This is a genomic window from Pseudomonas sp. ANT_J12, from assembly GCF_008370045.1.
Taxonomy (GTDB): Bacteria; Pseudomonadota; Gammaproteobacteria; order Pseudomonadales; family Pseudomonadaceae; genus Aquipseudomonas.
Genome location: NZ_VOBN01000002.1, coordinates 476,896 through 494,305, shown reverse-complemented (window position 1 = coordinate 494,305; position 17,410 = coordinate 476,896). Strand labels below are relative to the sequence as shown.

Below are 17,410 nucleotides of genomic sequence, written 5' to 3'. Positions count from 1 at the left end.
GGCCGGTCCGGTCCGCCCTAGAGGTGAACAACATGTTGTCATGGTTGAAAACAAACGCGGCGCTTGCCCGCGAGAAGCTGACCACCGAAGTGGCCAAGTTCAAGAACAGAGAGTTCATGGAAGCGGTTGCCAACAGCTGCGCCATGGTTGCGGCGGCGGACGGTGAAGTCAGCTCGGCTGAAAAAATGAAAATGACCGGGTTCATCAACAACTCGCCCGAGTTGAAAGTGTTCAACCTGACTGACGTCATCAAGGTCTTCAACGACGCGTGCGGCAAGTTCGAATTCGACTTCCAGATCGGTCAGGCCGAAGCCCTGAAAAACATCAGCAAGATCAAGGGCAAGGACGGCGCAGGTCGCCTGCTGGTCCGTGTTGCCTGCGCCATCGGCGCGTCGGACGGTAATTTCGACGACAAGGAAAAAGCCGTTTGCCGCCTGATCTGCCTCGAGCTGGGCTTACCCCCGGCTGACTTTGAACTCTAAGGAACAATAACTGTGGAAGTTTCTCACCTGGGTTTCCCCCCGCTGACCATCGCTGTATTCGTGGCGCTGGCGCTCGGCGCGATGATCCTCGACATGTTCACCCATCGCGGTGACCAGCCGATCAGCCTCGCCAAAGCATCAGCCTGGTCGGTGTTCTGGATTCTCATCTCGTTCGGCTTCGCAGGGTTCCTGTACTACGAACATGGCCCGGATGTCGCGACCCTGTTCATCACCGGCTATGCGCTGGAAAAAGTCCTGAGCGTGGACAACCTGTTCGTGTTCATGGCGATCTTCGCCTGGTTCAAAGTGCCGAACGGCCTGCGCCACCGTGTCCTGTACTGGGGCATCATCGGCGCGATCGTGTTCCGCCTGATCTTCGTGGCCATCGGTACCGGCCTGCTGGCGCTGGGTCCTTGGGTCGAAGTGGTGTTTGCACTGATCGTGGCCTGGACTGCGGTGATGATGCTGCGCAGCGGCGGTGACGACGAAGAGGAAGAAGATTACTCCACGCACATGGCGTACCGCTTCGCCAAGAAGCTGTTCCCGGTGTGGCCGAAACTGCATGGCCATGACTTCTTCGTGCGTCGCAAGACGCTGGAAGCCGAGCTGACCAAGCCGGAAAACAAAGGCATGTCGCTGGCGGCCAAGGGCGGTCTGTTCGCCACGCCGCTGTTCCTGTGCCTGGTGGTCATGGAAGTGTCCGACGTGCTGTTTGCGTTCGACTCCGTCCCGGCCGTCATCGCCGTCAGCCGCGAACCGCTGATCGTGTTCTCGGCCATGCTCTTCGCCATCCTCGGCCTGCGGACCATGTACTTTGTGCTGGAAGCGCTGAAACGCTACCTGGTGCACCTGGAAAAAGCCGTTATCGCGCTGCTCTTCTTCATCGCGGTAAAGCTGGGCCTGAATGCGACTGACCACCTGTTCCACCACGGCTACAACATCGATCCGAACACCAGCCTGATCATCGTTGTCGTAGTGCTGGCCATCGGTATTTTCGCCAGCGTGATCTTCCCCGAAAAGGAAGTTGCCCCGGCTGACAATCAGTAATTCAAAACGCATTAACCACAAGGAGCTGTACTCATGGCACTGACTCTTCAAAAAGGCGGCAACCTGTCCCTATCGAAGACCGATCCTTCGCTGACCAAGATTCTGGTCGGTCTGGGTTGGGATCCACGCGCAACTGACGGCACGGAGTTTGACCTGGACGCAAGTGCGTTCCTGCTGGGTGCCAACGGCAAAGTGCGTGGTGACGCCGACTTCATTTTCTACAACCAGCTCAAAAGCGCTGACGGTTCCATCGAGCACACCGGTGACAACCGCACCGGTGCTGGCGATGGCGACGACGAAGTACTGAAAATCGACTTGAGCCGCGTTCCGGCCGACATCGACAAGATCGCATTCACCGTCACCATCCACGACGCTGATGCACGCAAGCAGAACTTCGGTCAGGTCGGCGGCTCGTTCATTCGTGTTGTCAACGAAATCAGCGGTGCCGAGATCGTGCGTTACGACCTCGCAGAAGACGCTTCCACCGAAACCGCGATGATCTTCGCCGAGCTGTATCGCAACAACGGCGAATGGAAATTCCGTGCCGTTGGTTCGGGCTTTGCCGGTGGCCTGAAGGCGCTGGCCAACTCGTACGGTATGAACTTCTAAACCCCTCGGTCCATTGAATAAGGAAACTAACCATGGCTGTAAGTCTTTCCAAAGGCGGCAACGTATCCCTGTCCAAAGAAGCACCGGGTCTGACCGAAGTGCTCGTGGGCCTGGGCTGGGATCCTCGCGTCACTGACGGCACCGAGTTCGACCTCGATGCGTCGATTTTCGTCGTAGGCGAAAACGGCAAAGTGCTCGACGACAACAGCTTCATTTTCTACAACAACAAGAAGTCGGCTGACGGCTCCGTCGAACACATGGGCGACAACCGCTCCGGTGCCGGCGAAGGCGACGACGAGCAAGTGACGGTCAAACTGACCTCCCTGGCTCCGCTGGTGAAGAAGCTGGTATTCGCGGTCACCATCCACGACTCCGATGCACGCAAACAGAACTTCGGCCAGGTGTCCAACGGCTACATCCGCGTTGTGAACAAGGCTGACGGTAAAGAACTGGCACGTTTCGACCTGAGCGAAGACGCTTCCACCGAAACCGCCATGATCTTTGGCGAGCTGTACCGCAGCGGTGAAGAGTTCAAGTTCAAGGCGATCGGCCAAGGTTTCGCCGGCGGCCTGAAGCCACTGGCTGAAGCCCACGGCGTCAGCATCGGCTAACCCATTCGGGTTGAAGAAGCCCCGCTTTCGAGCGGGGCTTTTTTTGGGGTGTCGATCTTGTTCAAACCCCGAGCATCGCGTTCGGGTTAATGGAAAAAGGATTCAGGGATATGAGAAATCGGGCCTTTTTGGCAACCGCAGCCCTTATGTTATTGGCAGGTTGTGGGGCGTATAACGACTTCAAGCTCAACAATGCGGTTCAGGAATACAAAGAAACCTGCTTTGGCAACTACACCAATGAGTGCGAAAGCAAATTGGTCGATACCAACATCATCATGCTGGAAGTCATGAAGACAAAGGTCGGGGCCCAGAAAGACGAGATGTTGAAGGCGTTCGGCGATGAGGGGTACGCGCTGTACGTGGACGTCAGCGAGAAGGTCCTCGATCGCGCCATCGAGCAGCAGGAAAACATGCGCCCCGGCTGGTTTGCACGCTGGTTCCTGGGCGATGGCCAGCCATTCTCCGGTTCCAGAAACATGTTGATCGGCTATGAAGATGCTCAAGCGATTCGCGATGCCGTTCTCAAGAAATTTGTCGCCGAGGCCAAATCCAAAGGGATAGCGCCACGGCTTGCGGCCCCTGCACCCGCGCCAGTCGTCCAGGCCCCGGCGCCCGTGCCGACTCCGGCTGCACCTCCACAGGCAGTACCCGCGCCAATCGCCGGGTCGCTGGACGCCGCTATTTCCAACGCCATAAACGTTGCGACCCGTGAAGAGGGCGGCGACGAATATCAGGAAGGCCGCAAAATCCTTCGTGCCGACCTCAATGGCGACGGCCAGGACGATGCCTTGGTGATCTACACCATCGAAGGGCAGGGTGGGGGCAATGGTTCGTTTTCGTCCCTGGGCATCTTCTATTCGAACAACGGCGCCTTCGATTTCAAGGGCAGCACTGTGGTCAACGGCGCAGTCACCGACCTGCAGGTGCTCGATGACAAAACCATCAGCGTCAGCTCACTTGAAGTGGGACCGGAGGACGCCCGTTGCTGCCCGACACTGGAGTCGAAACAAACATACCGTTGGGACGGCAACCGCCTCGAAGAACTGCGCGAAGCGCCGCTTAAACAAGGTTGAATCACTCAGGGCGCGCCTTGCCCGATGTGGTGGGGTGCGGCTAACCAGATGAAGGGAACTCAATGAAACTGGATATTGGAATCCGAATGGCCATTGCGGTCTGTGGCCTGCTGCTGGGGACAGCGCAAGCAACCAGTTTTGACTGCGCCAAGGCCACAAAGCCTGTAGAACAGCGGATTTGTGAAAGCCCGCAACTCTCGCGCCTGGATGAGCAGATCAACAGTCTTTATGTCCAGGCGCTCGATCGGGTGACGGACAAGACCGCCCTGCGCCAGGAGCAACGGGACTGGTTGACGCAGCGAAACAGCTGCACGACGACGGATTGCCTTGCTGGCGTGATGTCGGCTCGCGTCGAAGCGCAGATGGCCGCCGGGTTGCCAAGGGTCACGCCTGCTAAAAAGCCCGTTGTGACTGCGCCTGTGCCGCCACCCAAAAACGTCGTGGATCGAGGCGTGCCAACAGCGAGCCTTTTGCCGACCCCGGCGGTTTCAAACTCGACGACAGCGCCTGCGGGCGTTGCGACCACAAGTCCCACGAGCGCAAAAGATCCCCACGCGCTGTTGCCATTGAAACTGGCCGGCCTTGCTGTGCTGTTATTGCTCGCGGTCGCGGTATGGTTGCATCACCGCGGATCGATGACCATTTACCAGGATTACACCGACGCCCTGTGGACAAGTCTCACCCCGGCCATCGGCATTGGCTCGTACTTTGCGCTGATCTTTTTTGAAGTGCCTAAGAACTACGCGGTCATTGGTGCGCTGGTCATTGCCGGACTGATGGCCCTGCAAGTGATCGTTCAAACGTACCGCAGCAATGGTGTGTCGCTGTATTTCCTGCTCGCGCTGTTCGCCAAAATCGGCTTGCTCTCGATTTACTTCGTGATGATGGCGCTGCTATTGGCAGGTGGTTCTCGCAACCAGCGTGAAGCCCGCCGCAAGCGCGGCTGGATGATTGCGTGCACATCAATCTTCGTATTCTTCTCGGGCTGGATTTGCCGTCATCGGCATTTTTCATCGATCAACGACTACATGGCCGGGCGCGTCTAGTTCATCGCCGAAGCCATACAAGGAAGGCGCCGGGATTCGCCCAGCGCTTGCGCGTTCGGACGGGGAGCAATCATGGGCTTCAGATTCAGCAAACGGATCACGATCATTCCCGGCGTTCGGCTCAGCATCAGCCCCTCGGGTTTGAGTACTTCCATCGGGCCGCGAGGCTTGAGCATGACGATGGGCAAGCATGGCACCTACCTCAACGCCGGGTTACCGGGCACGGGGCTTTCCTATCGTGAGCGCATCGACCGGCCGCGCAGCTCCGGCTCTACGGCGTCCGGGCCCGGTGATTACAGTGGCTCGGTCAAGCTATCGGTGGAGGATGACGGCACGCTGTTACTCACCGATCTTGACGGTAACGAGCTTCCCACAGCCGTGATCAAGCGGGTCAAGGTCGAGCAGGCGTACGCGATCCAGGATTTGCTGGAGCGGGCGGCGCAAAAGATCAACACTGAGCTGGAGCAATGCCTCGGGGTTCACTTGCCGACCCCGGCGCCGAACACACCGCCCGCCATTCCGGCACCGTTTCCCATCGACCCACCTTCGCCCCCGGTGATACAGGACCCTTCGCTGGTGGATCGGTTGCTCTTGCGCTCGGCGCGGATGGAGGCACTGACGCAAGCCGCTGAGGCGCAGTATCAAAGCGATCTGCTCGACTGGACGGCGGCCCGCGACACGCACGAAAAGGACCGGGCGGACATCGAGAAGGCCTTTCGTCTGGCCGCCAAAGGCTTCAGTGCGCAGATGGAAGCGGCGTTGGACTACGTGCTGAGCGGCATTGCCTGGCCGAAGGCAACGCAGGTTGCTTACGCGTTCACTCAGGATGTCACCGGGATCGCGCTGGACGTCGATCTGCCCGATGAGAACGAAGTGCCGCGTCGCACGGCTGAAGCGCGGGGCAACGGCAAGCTGTCATTCAAAAATCGCACGGACGCCCAGGTCCGCCGGGATTTCGTAGCGCTGTGCCATGGTTCGTTGTTCAGGGTGGTGGGCGAGGTGTTTGCGTTGTTGCCGGCGATACAGACATGCCTGGTGTCGGGGTACATCCAGCGCACGAACCCGGCCACTGCATTGGTCGAGGATCAGTACGTGATGTCGGCGATGGTCACGCGGGAGCAGTGGGGCGGTATCGACTTCCAACGACTCGCCGAGCTGGATCCCGCGGCGACATTCATTGCAGCTGGCGCGCGGGTCAGCCTGGACCGTTCCGCCCGGTTCCGCGAGATCAGCCCGTTCGAACTGTCGGACCTGGACTGAAATGCCGCTCCCGCAGTGCGATGCAATGCACTGCGGGAGAGGGCGGGGTCAGGCTTAAAAAATAATGCCTTTAGCCTTCGCGTCCTTCAGCCACTGCGGGAATTCTTCCATCAGCTTGTCGTACAGCTGCTCTTCGCTGATGTCGTGCAGGTCGTCCAGGGCGAAGAAACCGCAGTTGTCGACGACTCGGCCGGTCATGGTGTCGAGCTTTTCCAGGATGCCGTAGTTGTGGCCGCCGATGCCGACGAACTGCCAGAAGATCGGCAGCTTGGCCGCTTCGATCATCAGCTTCTTGATCGCGCCACTGGCCGACACGCCGCCATCGCTGATGAACAGGATGTAGATCGGCGTGGTGTCCCGGGAATTCTTGTAGAAGTCGATGACCTTCTTGATGGCTTTGGGCTCGTCGTTGTAGCGGGCGCCCAACGCCCAATCCTGCCAGCCGCCGCGGTCGGTTTTGATGAAGTCTTTGTGATTGGCCAGTGACACGGCGGACAACTGCTGTGTCTCGGCGCCAAACGCCCAGCAGTCGAGGGTGCCGTCGTCGTCGAAGTGCAGCGCCAGCGGCAGCAGTCGATTGACCACTTCCTGGACGCGGCCGGTCTGGTACTGGTTGTTCATGGACCCGGACGCATCCAGCACCAGGCCGACCCGCGCTTTGACGTCGGTGAGCTTGGCTTTCTCCAGGCTGATCTGGGCTTTCTTTGCCAGGCTGACCAAGTGCGGAGCGGCGTCGCCGATCTTCTTTTCAAGGGAGATTGCTTTGGACGCGGGAGCCGGTGTCGGCACGGGAGCAGGCGCCGGTTCGTCAGCGACATCCCCGCCGAAATGTTTCACCAGCGCATCCAGGCCCGCGTTAAAGCCTTGCAGGTTGGACGACAGGCGCCATTCGCCCGACTTGCGATAGAGCTCGACGACCATGATGGCTTTTTCGTCGGCGAAGGTGGCGCCCGAGAACGGGCATTGCGCCAAGACTTCGCCGGACAGGCTTTTGATGCTGAAACTGCTGGCCTGGATGTCGCGCATCGCGCCGGCACCGTCGATCGAGGTGGTGAACACCAGGCGATCGATGCTGGTGGGCAGTTTCGACAGGTTGAGGGTGAAGTCACCGCCGTTGGCCATGCTCACGCTGTTGCACGGTGTCGTCGGCTGGTTGAAAAACACCATGTAGCGATCATCGGAAAGTTTGCCCTGTGCATCGATGCCGAAGCACACGAAGTCCAACACATGGGGCGACTGAACGTTGATCGAGAGGATAAGTTGCGAGCCCTGCATAAGGCTGGACAAGGGTAGGCGTTGTCCTTGGCTGATTTGCATGTTGCGTCCTTGTAGTGGGTGCGCCGGGTGAAGGCCGTCATGGGAAGTGCGGGGATTATGCGGGAGTAGCCGCGCGAATTGGGGGGAAGTTTATCGACGCTGGCGGAGGATGTACGGGGGCCCCTGATTGTCTCGGTGACTTGGCCACGCTACCCTCCGCACCGCTGGGCATGCCGACTTTTAAACAGAGAAAAACAATATGGACATTAAGCACTTCTATCCGTCAGTGCGTCGCTTGATACAGGTGAATGCGATCCTCCTGCTTCTGACTGCGCCGTTTTTTGCCCATGCGGAGATTACCGACGAGGAGGTGACCGCCAATTGCCTCAAGATCAGCGAGTATTCCGCCGAGGGCGGCAAGTATTACAAGCTCAAGCAATACGCCAAGGCCCGGGCGCAGTATGAGCAGCAGGCCGGCTGGTCCGAGAGTTGTCAGTTGGACGAAGAAAAACTGGCGACGGCCTACAACAACGTTGCGCTGACTTACATCCATGAAGGCAACTACCTGAAAGCCCGGGCGTGGCTGAGCATTCTGCCCAACGACAAAAAGTCGATCTTCAACCTGGGCAAGATCAGTGGCGATATCAACAACTCGCTGGGGAAGTTGTCGAGTAAACCAGAAGGGCGGTATTGGCAATACGCCGGGGCTGCGTTATGGAACTCGATGACGATCAAGCCACAAGGCAAGCAGTACCAGGTTGATTTCCAGGGTTATTACGCCGGCATGATGGCGATGTATTACGGTCCCAATCTCGGTGAGTTTTCAACGGTAGTAGCGTTTGATAACGGCAAGGCGCATTACGCCATGAGTGGGGAAGACGAAGGCGATTGTGAGTACGACTTCGACATTAAAAAGGATGTGCTCACGGTCACGCGCACGGCGGGTGAGTCCTGCGGTTTTGGCCATAACGTGGGGGCTGACGGCACTTATCAGCGGGTCGAGCTGTAGTTGCAAAGAGGAAAAGCCCCGAAAAGCTCGGGGCTGATCCAAAGGCTGTTAAATCCTAAGCTTCCCAACCCGCTCCACTGACCGCTGCCTGCGCCAGTGGGTGCAAGTCTTCCCCATGATGCTCCGTCTGCCAGGCCAGCAATTCCTTGCGCATGCCGGGCGTCCAGTACAGTTGCAGGTGATTGCGCACGCCGAGCACGGCCTGTTGCTGATCCGGTTCAGTGGCAAAGTACTGGGCAATCTGGTTGACCATTTTGATCAGGTTGGCCGTGCTCATCGACGCACCTCCGCTTTAGCGCCACGTGCCTGGCGGCGATCCTTGAGCAAGCGGTCCTGCTCGTCACTGAAGGCCTGATAGCGTTTTTGCCACTCGGAAGGGTGGTAGACGCGGCTGACTTCCACGGCGGTGACCTTGTACTCCGGACAGTTGGTGGCCCAGTCGGAGTTGTCGGTGGTGATGACGTTGGCCCCGGATTCCGGGAAGTGGAACGTGGTGTACACCACGCCCGGGGCGACCCGTTCGGTGACCCGCGCACGCAGCACGGTCTGGCCGGCGCGGCTGCCGATGCCGACCCAATCGCCTTCGTTAATGCCACGGCTCTCGGCGTCGGTCGGGTGGATTTCCAGACGATCTTCGTCGTGCCAGGCCACGTTCTCGGTGCGCCGAGTCTGCGCGCCGACGTTGTACTGACTGAGGATGCGCCCGGTGGTGAGCAGCAGCGGATAACGATTGTTAACCTTCTCCTCGGTGGGCACGTAGCCAGTGAGCATGAAACGTCCCTTGCCGCGCACGAACTCCTCGATGTGCATGGTTGGCGTGCCGTCCGGCGCAGCGGCGTTGCACGGCCATTGCAGGCTGCCGTGGCGGTCCAGTTCGGCGTAGCTGACGTTGGTGAAGGTCGGCGTCAGGCTGGCGATTTCATCCATGATCTCTGACGGATGTTTGTAGTTCATCGGGTAGCCCAGCGCATTGGCCAGGGCCACGGTGCCTTCCCAGTCGGCCTTGCCGCCGAGCGGCTCCATGACTTTACGCACGCGCGAAATGCGGCGTTCGGCGTTGGTGAATGTGCCGTCCTTTTCCAGGAACGAGCTGCCCGGCAGGAACACGTGGGCGAACCGGGCGGTTTCGTTGAGGAAAATGTCCTGCACCACAATGCATTCCATGGCCGACAGCGCCGCAGTCACGTGCTGGGTATTCGGATCGCTCTGGGCGATGTCTTCGCCCTGGCAATACAAACCTTTGAAGCTACCGCTCAGAGCAGCCTCGAACATGTTCGGAATACGCAGGCCCGGATCCGGTTGCAGGGTGACGTTCCACGCCTGCTCAAACTGCGCCCGCACCACCTCGTTGGAAATGTGACGGTAGCCTGGCAACTCGTGGGGGAAGGAGCCCATGTCGCAAGAGCCCTGAACGTTGTTCTGGCCCCGCAATGGGTTCACGCCCACACCTTCGCGGCCGATGTTGCCGGTGGCCATGGCCAGGTTGGCGATGCCCATCACCGCCGTGCTGCCCTGGCTGTGCTCGGTAACGCCGAGGCCGTAATAAATCGCTGCGTTATCGGCGCTGGCGTAGAGGCGGGCGGCGGCGCGAATGTCGGCCGGGGCCACACCGCAGATCTCGCCAAGGACTTCCGGCGAGTTTTCCGCACGGCTGACCTGCTCGCTCCAACGGGCGAAATCGCTGCCCTCGCAACGGGCGTCGATAAAGGCCTGATCGAGCAAACCTTCGGTGACGATGACATGGGCCAAGGCGTTGAGCATGGCGACGTTAGTGCCCGGACGCAGCGCCAAGTGCAGTTCGGCGCGGGCATGCACCGAGTCCACCAGGTCAATGCGCCGTGGATCGATGACGATCAGCCGCGCGCCTTCACGCAAGCGGCGTTTGAGTTGGGAAGCGAACACCGGGTGGGCGTCGCTGGGGTTGGCGCCCATCACCAGGATCACGTCGGCCTGCATCACCGAGTCGAAACTCTGGGTCCCGGCGGACTCGCCCAGGGTTTGTTTCAAGCCATAACCGGTCGGCGAGTGGCAGACCCGCGCGCAAGTGTCGACGTTGTTATTGCCGAACGCGGCGCGCACCAGTTTTTGCACCAGATAGGTTTCTTCGTTGGTGCAGCGGCTGGACGTGATGCCGCCAATCGAGTCGCGGCCGTACTTTTGCTGCAAGCGGCGGAATTCACTGGCGGCGTAGGTCACCGCTTCCTCCCAACTGACTTCCTGCCACGGGTCGTTGATGTGGTTGCGGATCATCGGTTTGGTGATGCGATCCGGGTGAGTCGCGTAGCCCCAGGCAAAACGTCCTTTGACGCAAGAGTGACCGTGGTTGGCCTGACCGTTTTTGTCCGGGACCATGCGCACCAGTTTGTCGCCTTTCATCTCGGCGCGGAACGAGCAGCCCACGCCGCAATAGGCGCACGTGGTGATCACGCTGCGTTCAGGCTGGCCGAATTCGACCACCGATTTTTCCATCAGGGTCGCGGTCGGGCAGGCTTGCACACAGGCACCGCAGGACACGCATTCCGAATCGAGGAAGTTCTCGCCACCCGCAGCGGAAACGCGAGACTCAAACCCGCGCCCGGTGATGGTCAAGGCAAAGGTACCTTGGGTTTCTTCGCAGGCGCGCACGCAGCGGTTGCAGACGATGCACTTGCTTGGGTCGTAGTCGAAATACGGGTTGGACGTGTCTTTCACATCCGCCAGATGATTCTCGCCTTCATAGCCGTAACGCACCTCCCGCAGGCCGACCTGACCGGCGACGGTTTGCAGCTCGCAATTGCCGTTGGCCGAGCACGTCAGGCAATCCAGCGGGTGGTCGGAGATGTACAACTCCATGACATTGCGGCGCAGCGTCGCAAGCTTCGGCGTCTGCGTGTGCACGCTCATGCCTTCAGTGACCGGCGTGGTGCAGGACGCCGGGTAGCCGCGCATGCCGTCGATTTCCACCAGACACATCCGGCACGAGCCGAACGCTTCGAGGCTGTCGGTGGCGCACAGTTTCGGAATGGTCGTGCCCAGCAGCGCCGCGGCGCGCATCACCGACGTACCTTCGGGCACGCTGATGCTGCGGCCGTCGATGTTCAGGGTGACTTGCACCTGGCTTTCGCGAGCCGGGGTGCCCAGGTCGATATCGGTGTTCGGGTCGAAGAGGGTGATCATTGGTCGGCCTCCGAAGATTGCAGACCGAAGTCGGCGGGGAAGTGCTTGAGGGCGCTGACGACCGGGAACGGCGCCATGCCGCCCAAGGCGCAGAGCGAACCGTATTGCATCGTGTCGCACAGGTCCTTGAGGATGATCGCCTGTTCATCGCGACCGCTTTGGTCCGGCGCGGCCAGCATGCGGTCGATGACCTCAACGCCGCGAGTCGAACCGATGCGGCACGGCGTGCATTTGCCGCAGGATTCCTCGGCGCAGAATTGCAGGGCGAAACGCGCCATGTGCGCCATGTCCAGGCTGTCGTCTGCCACCACCACACCACCGTGACCGAGCATCGCGCCGATGCCGGCGAAGGCTTCGTAATCCAGCGGTGTATCGAAATCCGCGGGCGGCACCCACGCGCCGAGCGGGCCACCCACCTGCGCGGCTTTCAGCGGCCGGCCACTGGCGGTGCCGCCGCCGTAGCCTTCCACCAGTTCGCGCAGGGTCAGGCCGAAGGCCCGTTCCACCAAGCCGCCGTGACGGATGTTGCCCGCCAGTTGGAAAGGCATCGTGCCGAGGGAACGGCCCATGCCGTAGTCGCGATAGAACTGCGCGCCCTTGGCCAGAATCAGCGGCACCGAGGCCAGGGTCAGCACGTTGTGTACGAGGGTTGGCAGGCCGAACAATCCCTTCAATGCCGGAATCGGTGGCTTGGCGCGAACGATCCCGCGCTTGCCTTCAAGCGAATCCAACAACGCAGTTTCTTCACCGCAGATATAAGCGCCGGCACCGACCCGCACTTCCATATCAAAGGCCAGACCGCTGCCGCCGACATTGGCGCCGAGGTAACCGTTGGCCCGGGCGATATCCAGCGCCTCGCGCAAGGTCGCAACCGCCTGTGGATATTCCGAGCGCACATAGATGTAGCCGTAACTGGCGCCGACGGTGATGCCGGCAATCGCCATGCCTTCGATCAGCAGGAAAGGATCGCCTTCCATCAACATGCGATCGGCGAAGGTGCCGGAGTCGCCTTCGTCGGCGTTGCACACGATGTATTTCTGCGCAGCCTGGGTCGCGCGAACCGTGCGCCATTTGATCCCGGCGGGGAACGCCGCGCCGCCACGGCCACGCAGGCCTGAATCGAACACTGCCGTCGCGGTTTCATCGCCGCCAATCGTGACGGCCCTGTTCAAACCCTCGAAACCACCGTGGGCTCGGTAATCGTCCAGCGACAATGGTCGGGTGATGCCGGCGCGGGCGAACAGCAGGCGTTGTTGAGTCTTCAGATAAGGCAATTCTTCCACCAGGCCCAAGGCCAGCGGATGGGCGGAAGGCTCCCCTTGCAGCGCATCAAGCACGGACGGCACATCAGCCGCCGTCAGCGGACCGAAGCCGATCCGACCTTGCGGCGTGTCCACTTCCAGCAGCGGCTCCAGCCAATACAGGCCGCGAGAACTGGTGCGTTGCAGGTCCGGACTGGCAAGGGCCAGCGCCACCTCATCGGCACCGACGGCGCGGGCCAGGGAATCACAGGGCAGATAGAGGCTCATGCGTCCTCCCGGCAAGCATCAAGCAATGCATCCAGACGCTCGGCGCTCAACCGCGCATGCACCTGACCATCCAGCTCCAGGGCCGGCGAACAGGCACACGCGCCGAGGCAATACACCGGACGCAAACTGATACGGCCGTCGGCGCTGCTGCCGTGATCATCCAGTTGCAGACGTTCACGCAACTGCGCGGCAAGTTGCTCGGCGCCGCGACTCTTGCACGACTCGGCGCGGCACAGACGCAAGATATGTCGGGCCGGCGGCGCGGTACGGAAGTCATGGTAAAAACTGATCACCCCACGAATCTCGGCCTGACTCTGGTTCAGGGCGCGGGCAATCTCGGGAATGGCGGCATCGGGGATGTAACCGAGGCCAGCCTGAATATCATGAAGAATCGGCAACAGCGCACCCGCAGAGCCTTTATGGCGCTCCAACAGGCTGTTGACCAGCGGCAGGTGCAACAACATCTCATCAGGCATACAGCATTCCTCACGGTCACGGACACACCAGAAGGTCGTCGGTTGTCCGAAAGTGTCGGCTGCGGCGTTCACACCACGTCACGGTATCGTGGCATTTTCAGGCCGGTGGCCAGGCACCCTGAGCGGGCATCTTGTTGGGCCCGGTACGGTCTTCGCCGCACCTCTTCAGGGCATAAATTGCAGCTTGCCACGCTGGCATCGGTTCAACTGCACAAAAGCGACGTGCTCGGTTCTTTCCACGACCACCCGTTAAGTCTAGAAGAGCACTGACCAAGGCGCGCACTGTCTGAAATCTTTTGTGGCACAAGCACTGCACACCCATCCACTACAGTGAACGTACGATGCCGTTCGGCGCGAACTGATCGCCAAGGAGTCAACATGAAGAAAGCCATCCTGCCGGCGCTGGTCATCCTGATCGCCGCCCAATCCCCGGCCTACGCCATCAACGACAAATACCGCAAACAACTGGAGCAATCCGGCTGCACCCAAGTCAGCGAAACCCAAGGCTGCGATATCCACAAATCCAAGGCAGAAAACGCCAAGGCCGGTTTCACCAACCCCGCCACCGACACCCCCAGCACCCCAACCCCCTACGTCGGGCAATGGGTGGCCAAGAGCGAAGCCGGCGCGACCGTCGCCACCATCCGCATCGACGCCAAAGAACAAGTCTGGGTCAACGGCAAACGGGTCAACGCCAAACGCACCGACGGCACGCTCCAGTTCCGCCAGGGCAAGATCACCTTCACCATTCAGGGGGATCGGCGCTTGCAGAATCAGGATTATTGGATGGACAGCGACGCCGGGACTAAAGGACCGATTCAAATCGAATAACAGGAGCGACAAATGATTGATTTCAACAACAAGGGCTTCTTCAAACTCAAACAAAACGAAGAATACGCCCAACGCGTTACCGACCTTTTGCTCGACGGCGAACACGTCATCGACGCCTACAAATCCATGCGCGACGGCGTCGTCTTCACCAACAAACGCATCATCGCCGTCAACGTCCAGGGCATCACCGGCAGCAAAAAAGACTTCACCTCACTGCCCTACAAAAACATCGTCGCGTACTCCGTGGAAACCTCCGGCACCTTCGACCTGGATTCAGAACTGGAGATCTACTTCTCGTCACTGGGCAAAGTGAAATTCGAATTCACCGGCCGGACATCGATGGTCGAAATCTCAAAACTGATCTCCCAACACGTCCTCTGACCCAAACACGAAAAAGCCCCGAAAACTTGGGGCTTAAACTGCCTAAATACCATCCAATGTAGGAGCGAAGCTTGCTCGCGAATGCGCCAGCTCAGCCAACGCCAATGCTGACCTACTGCCGTCATCACAGGCAATTTGCACCCGTTTTTCGGACTCAAACAACCTCAGAGGCGGAACGTGGTCAGAGCCTGTTTTGATCTTCAGTCAGGCCATTCCTTTACTGGTTGCCACATTCAGTAGACGGCAAGATAGCAAAATAGTAGCTTTGCGCCATTGTTCCAGCCTCGTAAAGGACTACACCATGCCAGACGCCCTCACGGCTCTGCGCCCGTCTATTACTCCTTCCGACACAGCTTTCACGCTTCGGCGCCTGCCCCAGAAAGGGATGGTTTTTGCCGGGACAGATATGTTTGAGATTGAGGATGTTAAAACCGCGCTCATGGTGACCAATATCTATCCAATCGAGGCGGTGAGCAGCAATGACAGCTAATTAAAATTGGCTCTTAAGTGATGTGGCTAATAAGTCGGTGTTTATTAAAAGGGAAGGAGCGTTAGATGGATGTTATCGTCGAATTAGCGAAAAGCCTGTGCGTGGTATTTGATGTGATTGGTGTGTTATTAATTATTATGGTGCGTTGGAAATGGCATACCACAGTGGGTTGGGGGTGCACGGGCATTGTGTTGTTGATTATTGCCGTGGGTAATACCTTAGTGATGTACAGTACCGGATTGAATCCATCAGGTCAGATTTCTTCGTTGCTTGGCATCATCGTGTTTGGCGCCTTGGGTAGTCGCTTTTTGGGGAATTGGCTCACCGAAGGTGCAGCCGTTACTGCTCAGAAGAGTAAGAAATAGTTCTCCAGTGAAAGCGAGTGGTGATTGGGTGACGTTTTTTAGTATCGCCCTCTACATTTATCAGTGTTTGGGAGTCATGTTGTGAGTGAGTTGGTAAGTATGGATTTTAAACGATCCCCGTATATCTCCACGAAAGGCGTTGCAAGAGTGATTGTCGCATTAGGTGGCTTTGTATTGTATTTTGTGGCGCAGGCGTGTGGAAGTTATATATTTTTCAAGTATATGGACCCCGCGTTTGCCTTGTTCGGTGCTCATCTTTTGGCTTGTGTTGTAATGGGTGGGCTTTACTTGATTCTGCGGCGCAATGATCAGACCAGCAACAGTTTTAGAGGTGAGAACTTCTCATTCAGGGCGCTTGCTGTCGGCGTTGCGGGTGTCGTCATTCTTTATGTCTTGAGCTATGGATTTGTGAGCCTGATTGGACAGCCTGCTGAACCGTTCATGGCTGACTTCATGGTAGCGATCAGAGGTGGACAGGCGGTAGAGAGCGTATCTCTACTTGTGCTAATTGCCGTACTCGCGCCATTTGGTGAGGAGTTGGCATTTCGACATTTTTTAATGAATGTGTTTCCTTTCAATAACGCTGTCTGGAAGTCCGTGGCGATTGTTGTAACCGCGCTCGTGTTTACAGCGATTCATTTGCAATATTCATTCGTGACTACGTTGGTGTCTTTGTTTGTTTTGGCGCTGATGCTTGCCTATGCGCGAGTATTCACGGGCGGACTGTTAGTGCCGATGGTCATGCACGCATGTGCATCGATTCTTGCGGTTGGGTTGTATCCCGTCTTTTACTCATGAGTCGTTATGCCTAATGTGAAATTTTGAAATGTAAAAATTCTTTTCATCTCAAGAACAGGAGCCGCTTATTGCGGTTCCTTGGCCGAATATTAATGAGTACTGTTCCTAAACTCGCGGAATTTGGAAAATAGCCGGAATCCAGCATAGTCGGACTGGCTTGGGTGCCGTCCTCGGTAGTAACAATCCCAGTAACTGATCATGCGCGCTTGCGTCGTCTGAAAGTACGCTTGATTGTCTCGAATGAAACGACCGTAGAGCTCCGGATCGAGCGTGGGCAGATGCGCTTCAACGGTTTCCAGAATTTCGATGACGTACTCGCCCATCAACTGAACCACGAACGGCACAACCCACGGTTCACGCACCGAGAGAATCCGTTCCAGATGACGCTGTCGCACACGACCATCGTGGTGCCGTGTTAGAAGACACGAAAACAAAATGCTCTGGGTTTCAGTCAGGTGAGCAAATACTTCCTCATAACCTTGGTCATAAACCCGGTAGGGAATGACCATTTCCTCCTCACCGCCCCTAACCTCTATGAATCGATCCATTGCCACACGCGCCTGGCTGAGTTGGCCCACAACCTGGTCGAGAGCCTTCGCCTCTTGTTCAAGACAAGACGGAAACGCCTGGTGTGCACGCGGGCTCGTCATTCACTGAATGTCTTTCAAATATTCCCTAAGCGCATTGACCGGCGCTTCAAGCTGCTCCATCGTCCGCGCATCGCTGAAATCAGCAGCCAACCGATGCAACTCCCGCCCAAGCGGCATCTCAACACCACCAATAGCCTCCAACGCCAACCCCACACAATGCCCCACCCGAAACTGAATCCCCTCAACATCCCCCTGCCGCACCAACAACCCAAAAACCTCCCGCTCATAATCACTCATGATCGGATCATCGCGCAGGATCGGGCTTTCACCCTCTCGCTCATAAGCCAGCTTGAGGGCGAATAGGGCAACGGTTTCCAGTGGCAATTCCATTGTGTGAATC

General features: G+C 58.4%; 20 protein-coding genes. 13 read left to right on the top strand and 7 right to left on the bottom strand.

Translation table 11 applies throughout. The features are described from left to right. Nucleotides 1-32 precede the first annotated feature (32 nt). From FQ192_RS08050 to FQ192_RS08020, 7 genes are all read left to right on the top strand, one after another. The gene (locus FQ192_RS08050) at nt 33-482 is read left to right on the top strand and encodes a tellurite resistance TerB family protein (RefSeq protein WP_149658110.1); all 450 of its coding nucleotides are present in this window, start codon (nt 33-35) and stop codon (nt 480-482) included. 12 nt (nt 483-494) lie between these two features. Next, entirely contained in the window at nt 495-1,529 is a 1,035-nt protein-coding gene (locus FQ192_RS08045; protein ID WP_149658109.1) for a TerC/Alx family metal homeostasis membrane protein, read from the top strand. A 33-nt stretch (nt 1,530-1,562) separates the two neighbouring features. Beyond that, nucleotides 1,563-2,138 (top strand): TerD family protein, encoded by a 576-nt coding sequence (locus FQ192_RS08040; protein WP_149658108.1) that lies wholly within the window; start codon nt 1,563-1,565, stop codon nt 2,136-2,138. A 32-nt stretch (nt 2,139-2,170) separates the two neighbouring features. Beyond that, nucleotides 2,171-2,749, top strand: coding sequence for a TerD family protein (locus FQ192_RS08035; protein WP_133840490.1), 579 nt, complete (start codon nt 2,171-2,173; stop codon nt 2,747-2,749). Nucleotides 2,750-2,838: 89 nt separating this feature from the next. Next, nucleotides 2,839-3,822 (top strand): hypothetical protein, encoded by a 984-nt coding sequence (locus FQ192_RS33960; protein ID WP_178129036.1) that lies wholly within the window; start codon nt 2,839-2,841, stop codon nt 3,820-3,822. Between the two features lie 62 nt (nt 3,823-3,884). After that, nucleotides 3,885-4,868 carry a lysozyme inhibitor LprI family protein gene (locus FQ192_RS08025; protein WP_149658107.1) on the top strand — a complete coding sequence of 328 codons (984 nt, stop codon included), beginning with the start codon at nt 3,885-3,887 and terminating at the stop codon, nt 4,866-4,868. A 72-nt stretch (nt 4,869-4,940) separates the two neighbouring features. Beyond that, the gene (locus tag FQ192_RS08020; protein ID WP_149658106.1) at nt 4,941-6,128 is read left to right on the top strand and encodes a DUF4236 domain-containing protein; all 1,188 of its coding nucleotides are present in this window, start codon (nt 4,941-4,943) and stop codon (nt 6,126-6,128) included. A gap of 54 nt (nt 6,129-6,182) precedes the next feature. Here FQ192_RS08020 and FQ192_RS08015 read toward each other — a convergent pair whose 3' ends face one another. Then, the gene (locus FQ192_RS08015) at nt 6,183-7,445 is read right to left on the bottom strand and encodes a VWA domain-containing protein (RefSeq protein WP_149658105.1); all 1,263 of its coding nucleotides are present in this window, start codon (nt 7,443-7,445) and stop codon (nt 6,183-6,185) included. A gap of 199 nt (nt 7,446-7,644) precedes the next feature. On the opposite strand from FQ192_RS08015, the gene FQ192_RS08010 reads away from it, so the two are divergent. Beyond that, nucleotides 7,645-8,394 (top strand): type IV pilus biogenesis/stability protein PilW, encoded by a 750-nt coding sequence (locus FQ192_RS08010; RefSeq protein ID WP_149658104.1) that lies wholly within the window; start codon nt 7,645-7,647, stop codon nt 8,392-8,394. A gap of 55 nt (nt 8,395-8,449) precedes the next feature. Here FQ192_RS08010 and FQ192_RS08005 read toward each other — a convergent pair whose 3' ends face one another. From FQ192_RS08005 to FQ192_RS07990, 4 genes are read right to left on the bottom strand one after another with little or no spacing between them, the layout of a single operon-like run. Next, entirely contained in the window at nt 8,450-8,671 is a 222-nt protein-coding gene (locus tag FQ192_RS08005) for a formate dehydrogenase subunit delta (protein WP_149658103.1), read from the bottom strand. Then, a complete protein-coding gene (gene fdhF / locus FQ192_RS08000) occupies nt 8,668-11,550 on the bottom strand; it encodes a formate dehydrogenase subunit alpha (RefSeq protein WP_149658102.1) in 2,883 nt (960 codons plus the stop codon). The genes FQ192_RS08005 and fdhF overlap by 4 nt, the downstream gene beginning before the upstream one ends. After that, the gene (locus FQ192_RS07995; RefSeq protein ID WP_149658101.1) at nt 11,547-13,079 is read right to left on the bottom strand and encodes an NADH-quinone oxidoreductase subunit NuoF; all 1,533 of its coding nucleotides are present in this window, start codon (nt 13,077-13,079) and stop codon (nt 11,547-11,549) included. The genes fdhF and FQ192_RS07995 overlap by 4 nt, the downstream gene beginning before the upstream one ends. Continuing rightward, nucleotides 13,076-13,555 carry a formate dehydrogenase subunit gamma gene (locus tag FQ192_RS07990; protein ID WP_149658100.1) on the bottom strand — a complete coding sequence of 160 codons (480 nt, stop codon included), beginning with the start codon at nt 13,553-13,555 and terminating at the stop codon, nt 13,076-13,078. The genes FQ192_RS07995 and FQ192_RS07990 overlap by 4 nt, the downstream gene beginning before the upstream one ends. A 378-nt stretch (nt 13,556-13,933) precedes the next feature. Between FQ192_RS07990 and FQ192_RS07985 the strand changes: the two genes are divergently transcribed. The 5 genes from FQ192_RS07985 (at nt 13,934) to FQ192_RS07965 (ending at nt 16,420) form a co-directional block, all read left to right on the top strand. Beyond that, nucleotides 13,934-14,386 carry a hypothetical protein gene (locus FQ192_RS07985; RefSeq protein WP_149658099.1) on the top strand — a complete coding sequence of 151 codons (453 nt, stop codon included), beginning with the start codon at nt 13,934-13,936 and terminating at the stop codon, nt 14,384-14,386. A 12-nt stretch (nt 14,387-14,398) separates the two neighbouring features. Then, nucleotides 14,399-14,767, top strand: a complete 369-nt coding sequence (locus FQ192_RS07980; protein WP_149658098.1) for a PH domain-containing protein — start codon at nt 14,399-14,401, stop codon at nt 14,765-14,767. 301 nt (nt 14,768-15,068) lie between these two features. After that, entirely contained in the window at nt 15,069-15,257 is a 189-nt protein-coding gene (locus FQ192_RS07975; RefSeq protein ID WP_149658097.1) for a hypothetical protein, read from the top strand. Between the two features lie 65 nt (nt 15,258-15,322). After that, entirely contained in the window at nt 15,323-15,622 is a 300-nt protein-coding gene (locus tag FQ192_RS07970; RefSeq protein WP_149658096.1) for a hypothetical protein, read from the top strand. An 81-nt stretch (nt 15,623-15,703) separates the two neighbouring features. Further along, nucleotides 15,704-16,420 carry a CPBP family intramembrane glutamic endopeptidase gene (locus FQ192_RS07965; RefSeq protein ID WP_149658095.1) on the top strand — a complete coding sequence of 239 codons (717 nt, stop codon included), beginning with the start codon at nt 15,704-15,706 and terminating at the stop codon, nt 16,418-16,420. Nucleotides 16,421-16,509: 89 nt separating this feature from the next. Here FQ192_RS07965 and FQ192_RS07960 read toward each other — a convergent pair whose 3' ends face one another. Together FQ192_RS07960 and FQ192_RS07955 are read right to left on the bottom strand one after the other, a co-directional pair. After that, nucleotides 16,510-17,070 (bottom strand): hypothetical protein, encoded by a 561-nt coding sequence (locus tag FQ192_RS07960; RefSeq protein WP_149658094.1) that lies wholly within the window; start codon nt 17,068-17,070, stop codon nt 16,510-16,512. Next, the gene (locus FQ192_RS07955; RefSeq protein WP_149658093.1) at nt 17,071-17,400 is read right to left on the bottom strand and encodes a hypothetical protein; all 330 of its coding nucleotides are present in this window, start codon (nt 17,398-17,400) and stop codon (nt 17,071-17,073) included. It abuts the gene before it with no gap. Nucleotides 17,401-17,410: the final 10 nt, after the last annotated feature.

Bases quoted from the DNA above. Each gene is read 5' to 3' on its own strand.
- FQ192_RS08050 (WP_149658110.1), top strand. From the start codon at position 33: ATGTTGTCATGGTTGAAAACAAACGCGGCGCTTGCCCGCGAGAAGCTG.
- FQ192_RS08040 (WP_149658108.1), top strand. From the start codon at position 1,563: ATGGCACTGACTCTTCAAAAAGGCGGCAACCTGTCCCTATCGAAGACC.
- FQ192_RS08035 (WP_133840490.1), top strand. From the start codon at position 2,171: ATGGCTGTAAGTCTTTCCAAAGGCGGCAACGTATCCCTGTCCAAAGAA.
- FQ192_RS33960 (WP_178129036.1), top strand. From the start codon at position 2,839: ATGGAAAAAGGATTCAGGGATATGAGAAATCGGGCCTTTTTGGCAACC.
- FQ192_RS08025 (WP_149658107.1), top strand. From the start codon at position 3,885: ATGAAACTGGATATTGGAATCCGAATGGCCATTGCGGTCTGTGGCCTG.
- FQ192_RS08020 (WP_149658106.1), top strand. From the start codon at position 4,941: ATGGGCTTCAGATTCAGCAAACGGATCACGATCATTCCCGGCGTTCGG.
- FQ192_RS08015 (WP_149658105.1), bottom strand. From the start codon at position 7,445: ATGCAAATCAGCCAAGGACAACGCCTACCCTTGTCCAGCCTTATGCAG.
- FQ192_RS08010 (WP_149658104.1), top strand. From the start codon at position 7,645: ATGGACATTAAGCACTTCTATCCGTCAGTGCGTCGCTTGATACAGGTG.
- FQ192_RS08005 (WP_149658103.1), bottom strand. From the start codon at position 8,671: ATGAGCACGGCCAACCTGATCAAAATGGTCAACCAGATTGCCCAGTAC.
- fdhF (WP_149658102.1), bottom strand. From the start codon at position 11,550: ATGATCACCCTCTTCGACCCGAACACCGATATCGACCTGGGCACCCCG.
- FQ192_RS07995 (WP_149658101.1), bottom strand. From the start codon at position 13,079: ATGAGCCTCTATCTGCCCTGTGATTCCCTGGCCCGCGCCGTCGGTGCC.
- FQ192_RS07990 (WP_149658100.1), bottom strand. From the start codon at position 13,555: ATGCCTGATGAGATGTTGTTGCACCTGCCGCTGGTCAACAGCCTGTTG.
- FQ192_RS07985 (WP_149658099.1), top strand. From the start codon at position 13,934: ATGAAGAAAGCCATCCTGCCGGCGCTGGTCATCCTGATCGCCGCCCAA.
- FQ192_RS07980 (WP_149658098.1), top strand. From the start codon at position 14,399: ATGATTGATTTCAACAACAAGGGCTTCTTCAAACTCAAACAAAACGAA.
- FQ192_RS07975 (WP_149658097.1), top strand. From the start codon at position 15,069: ATGCCAGACGCCCTCACGGCTCTGCGCCCGTCTATTACTCCTTCCGAC.
- FQ192_RS07970 (WP_149658096.1), top strand. From the start codon at position 15,323: ATGGATGTTATCGTCGAATTAGCGAAAAGCCTGTGCGTGGTATTTGAT.
- FQ192_RS07960 (WP_149658094.1), bottom strand. From the start codon at position 17,070: ATGACGAGCCCGCGTGCACACCAGGCGTTTCCGTCTTGTCTTGAACAA.
- FQ192_RS07955 (WP_149658093.1), bottom strand. From the start codon at position 17,400: ATGGAATTGCCACTGGAAACCGTTGCCCTATTCGCCCTCAAGCTGGCT.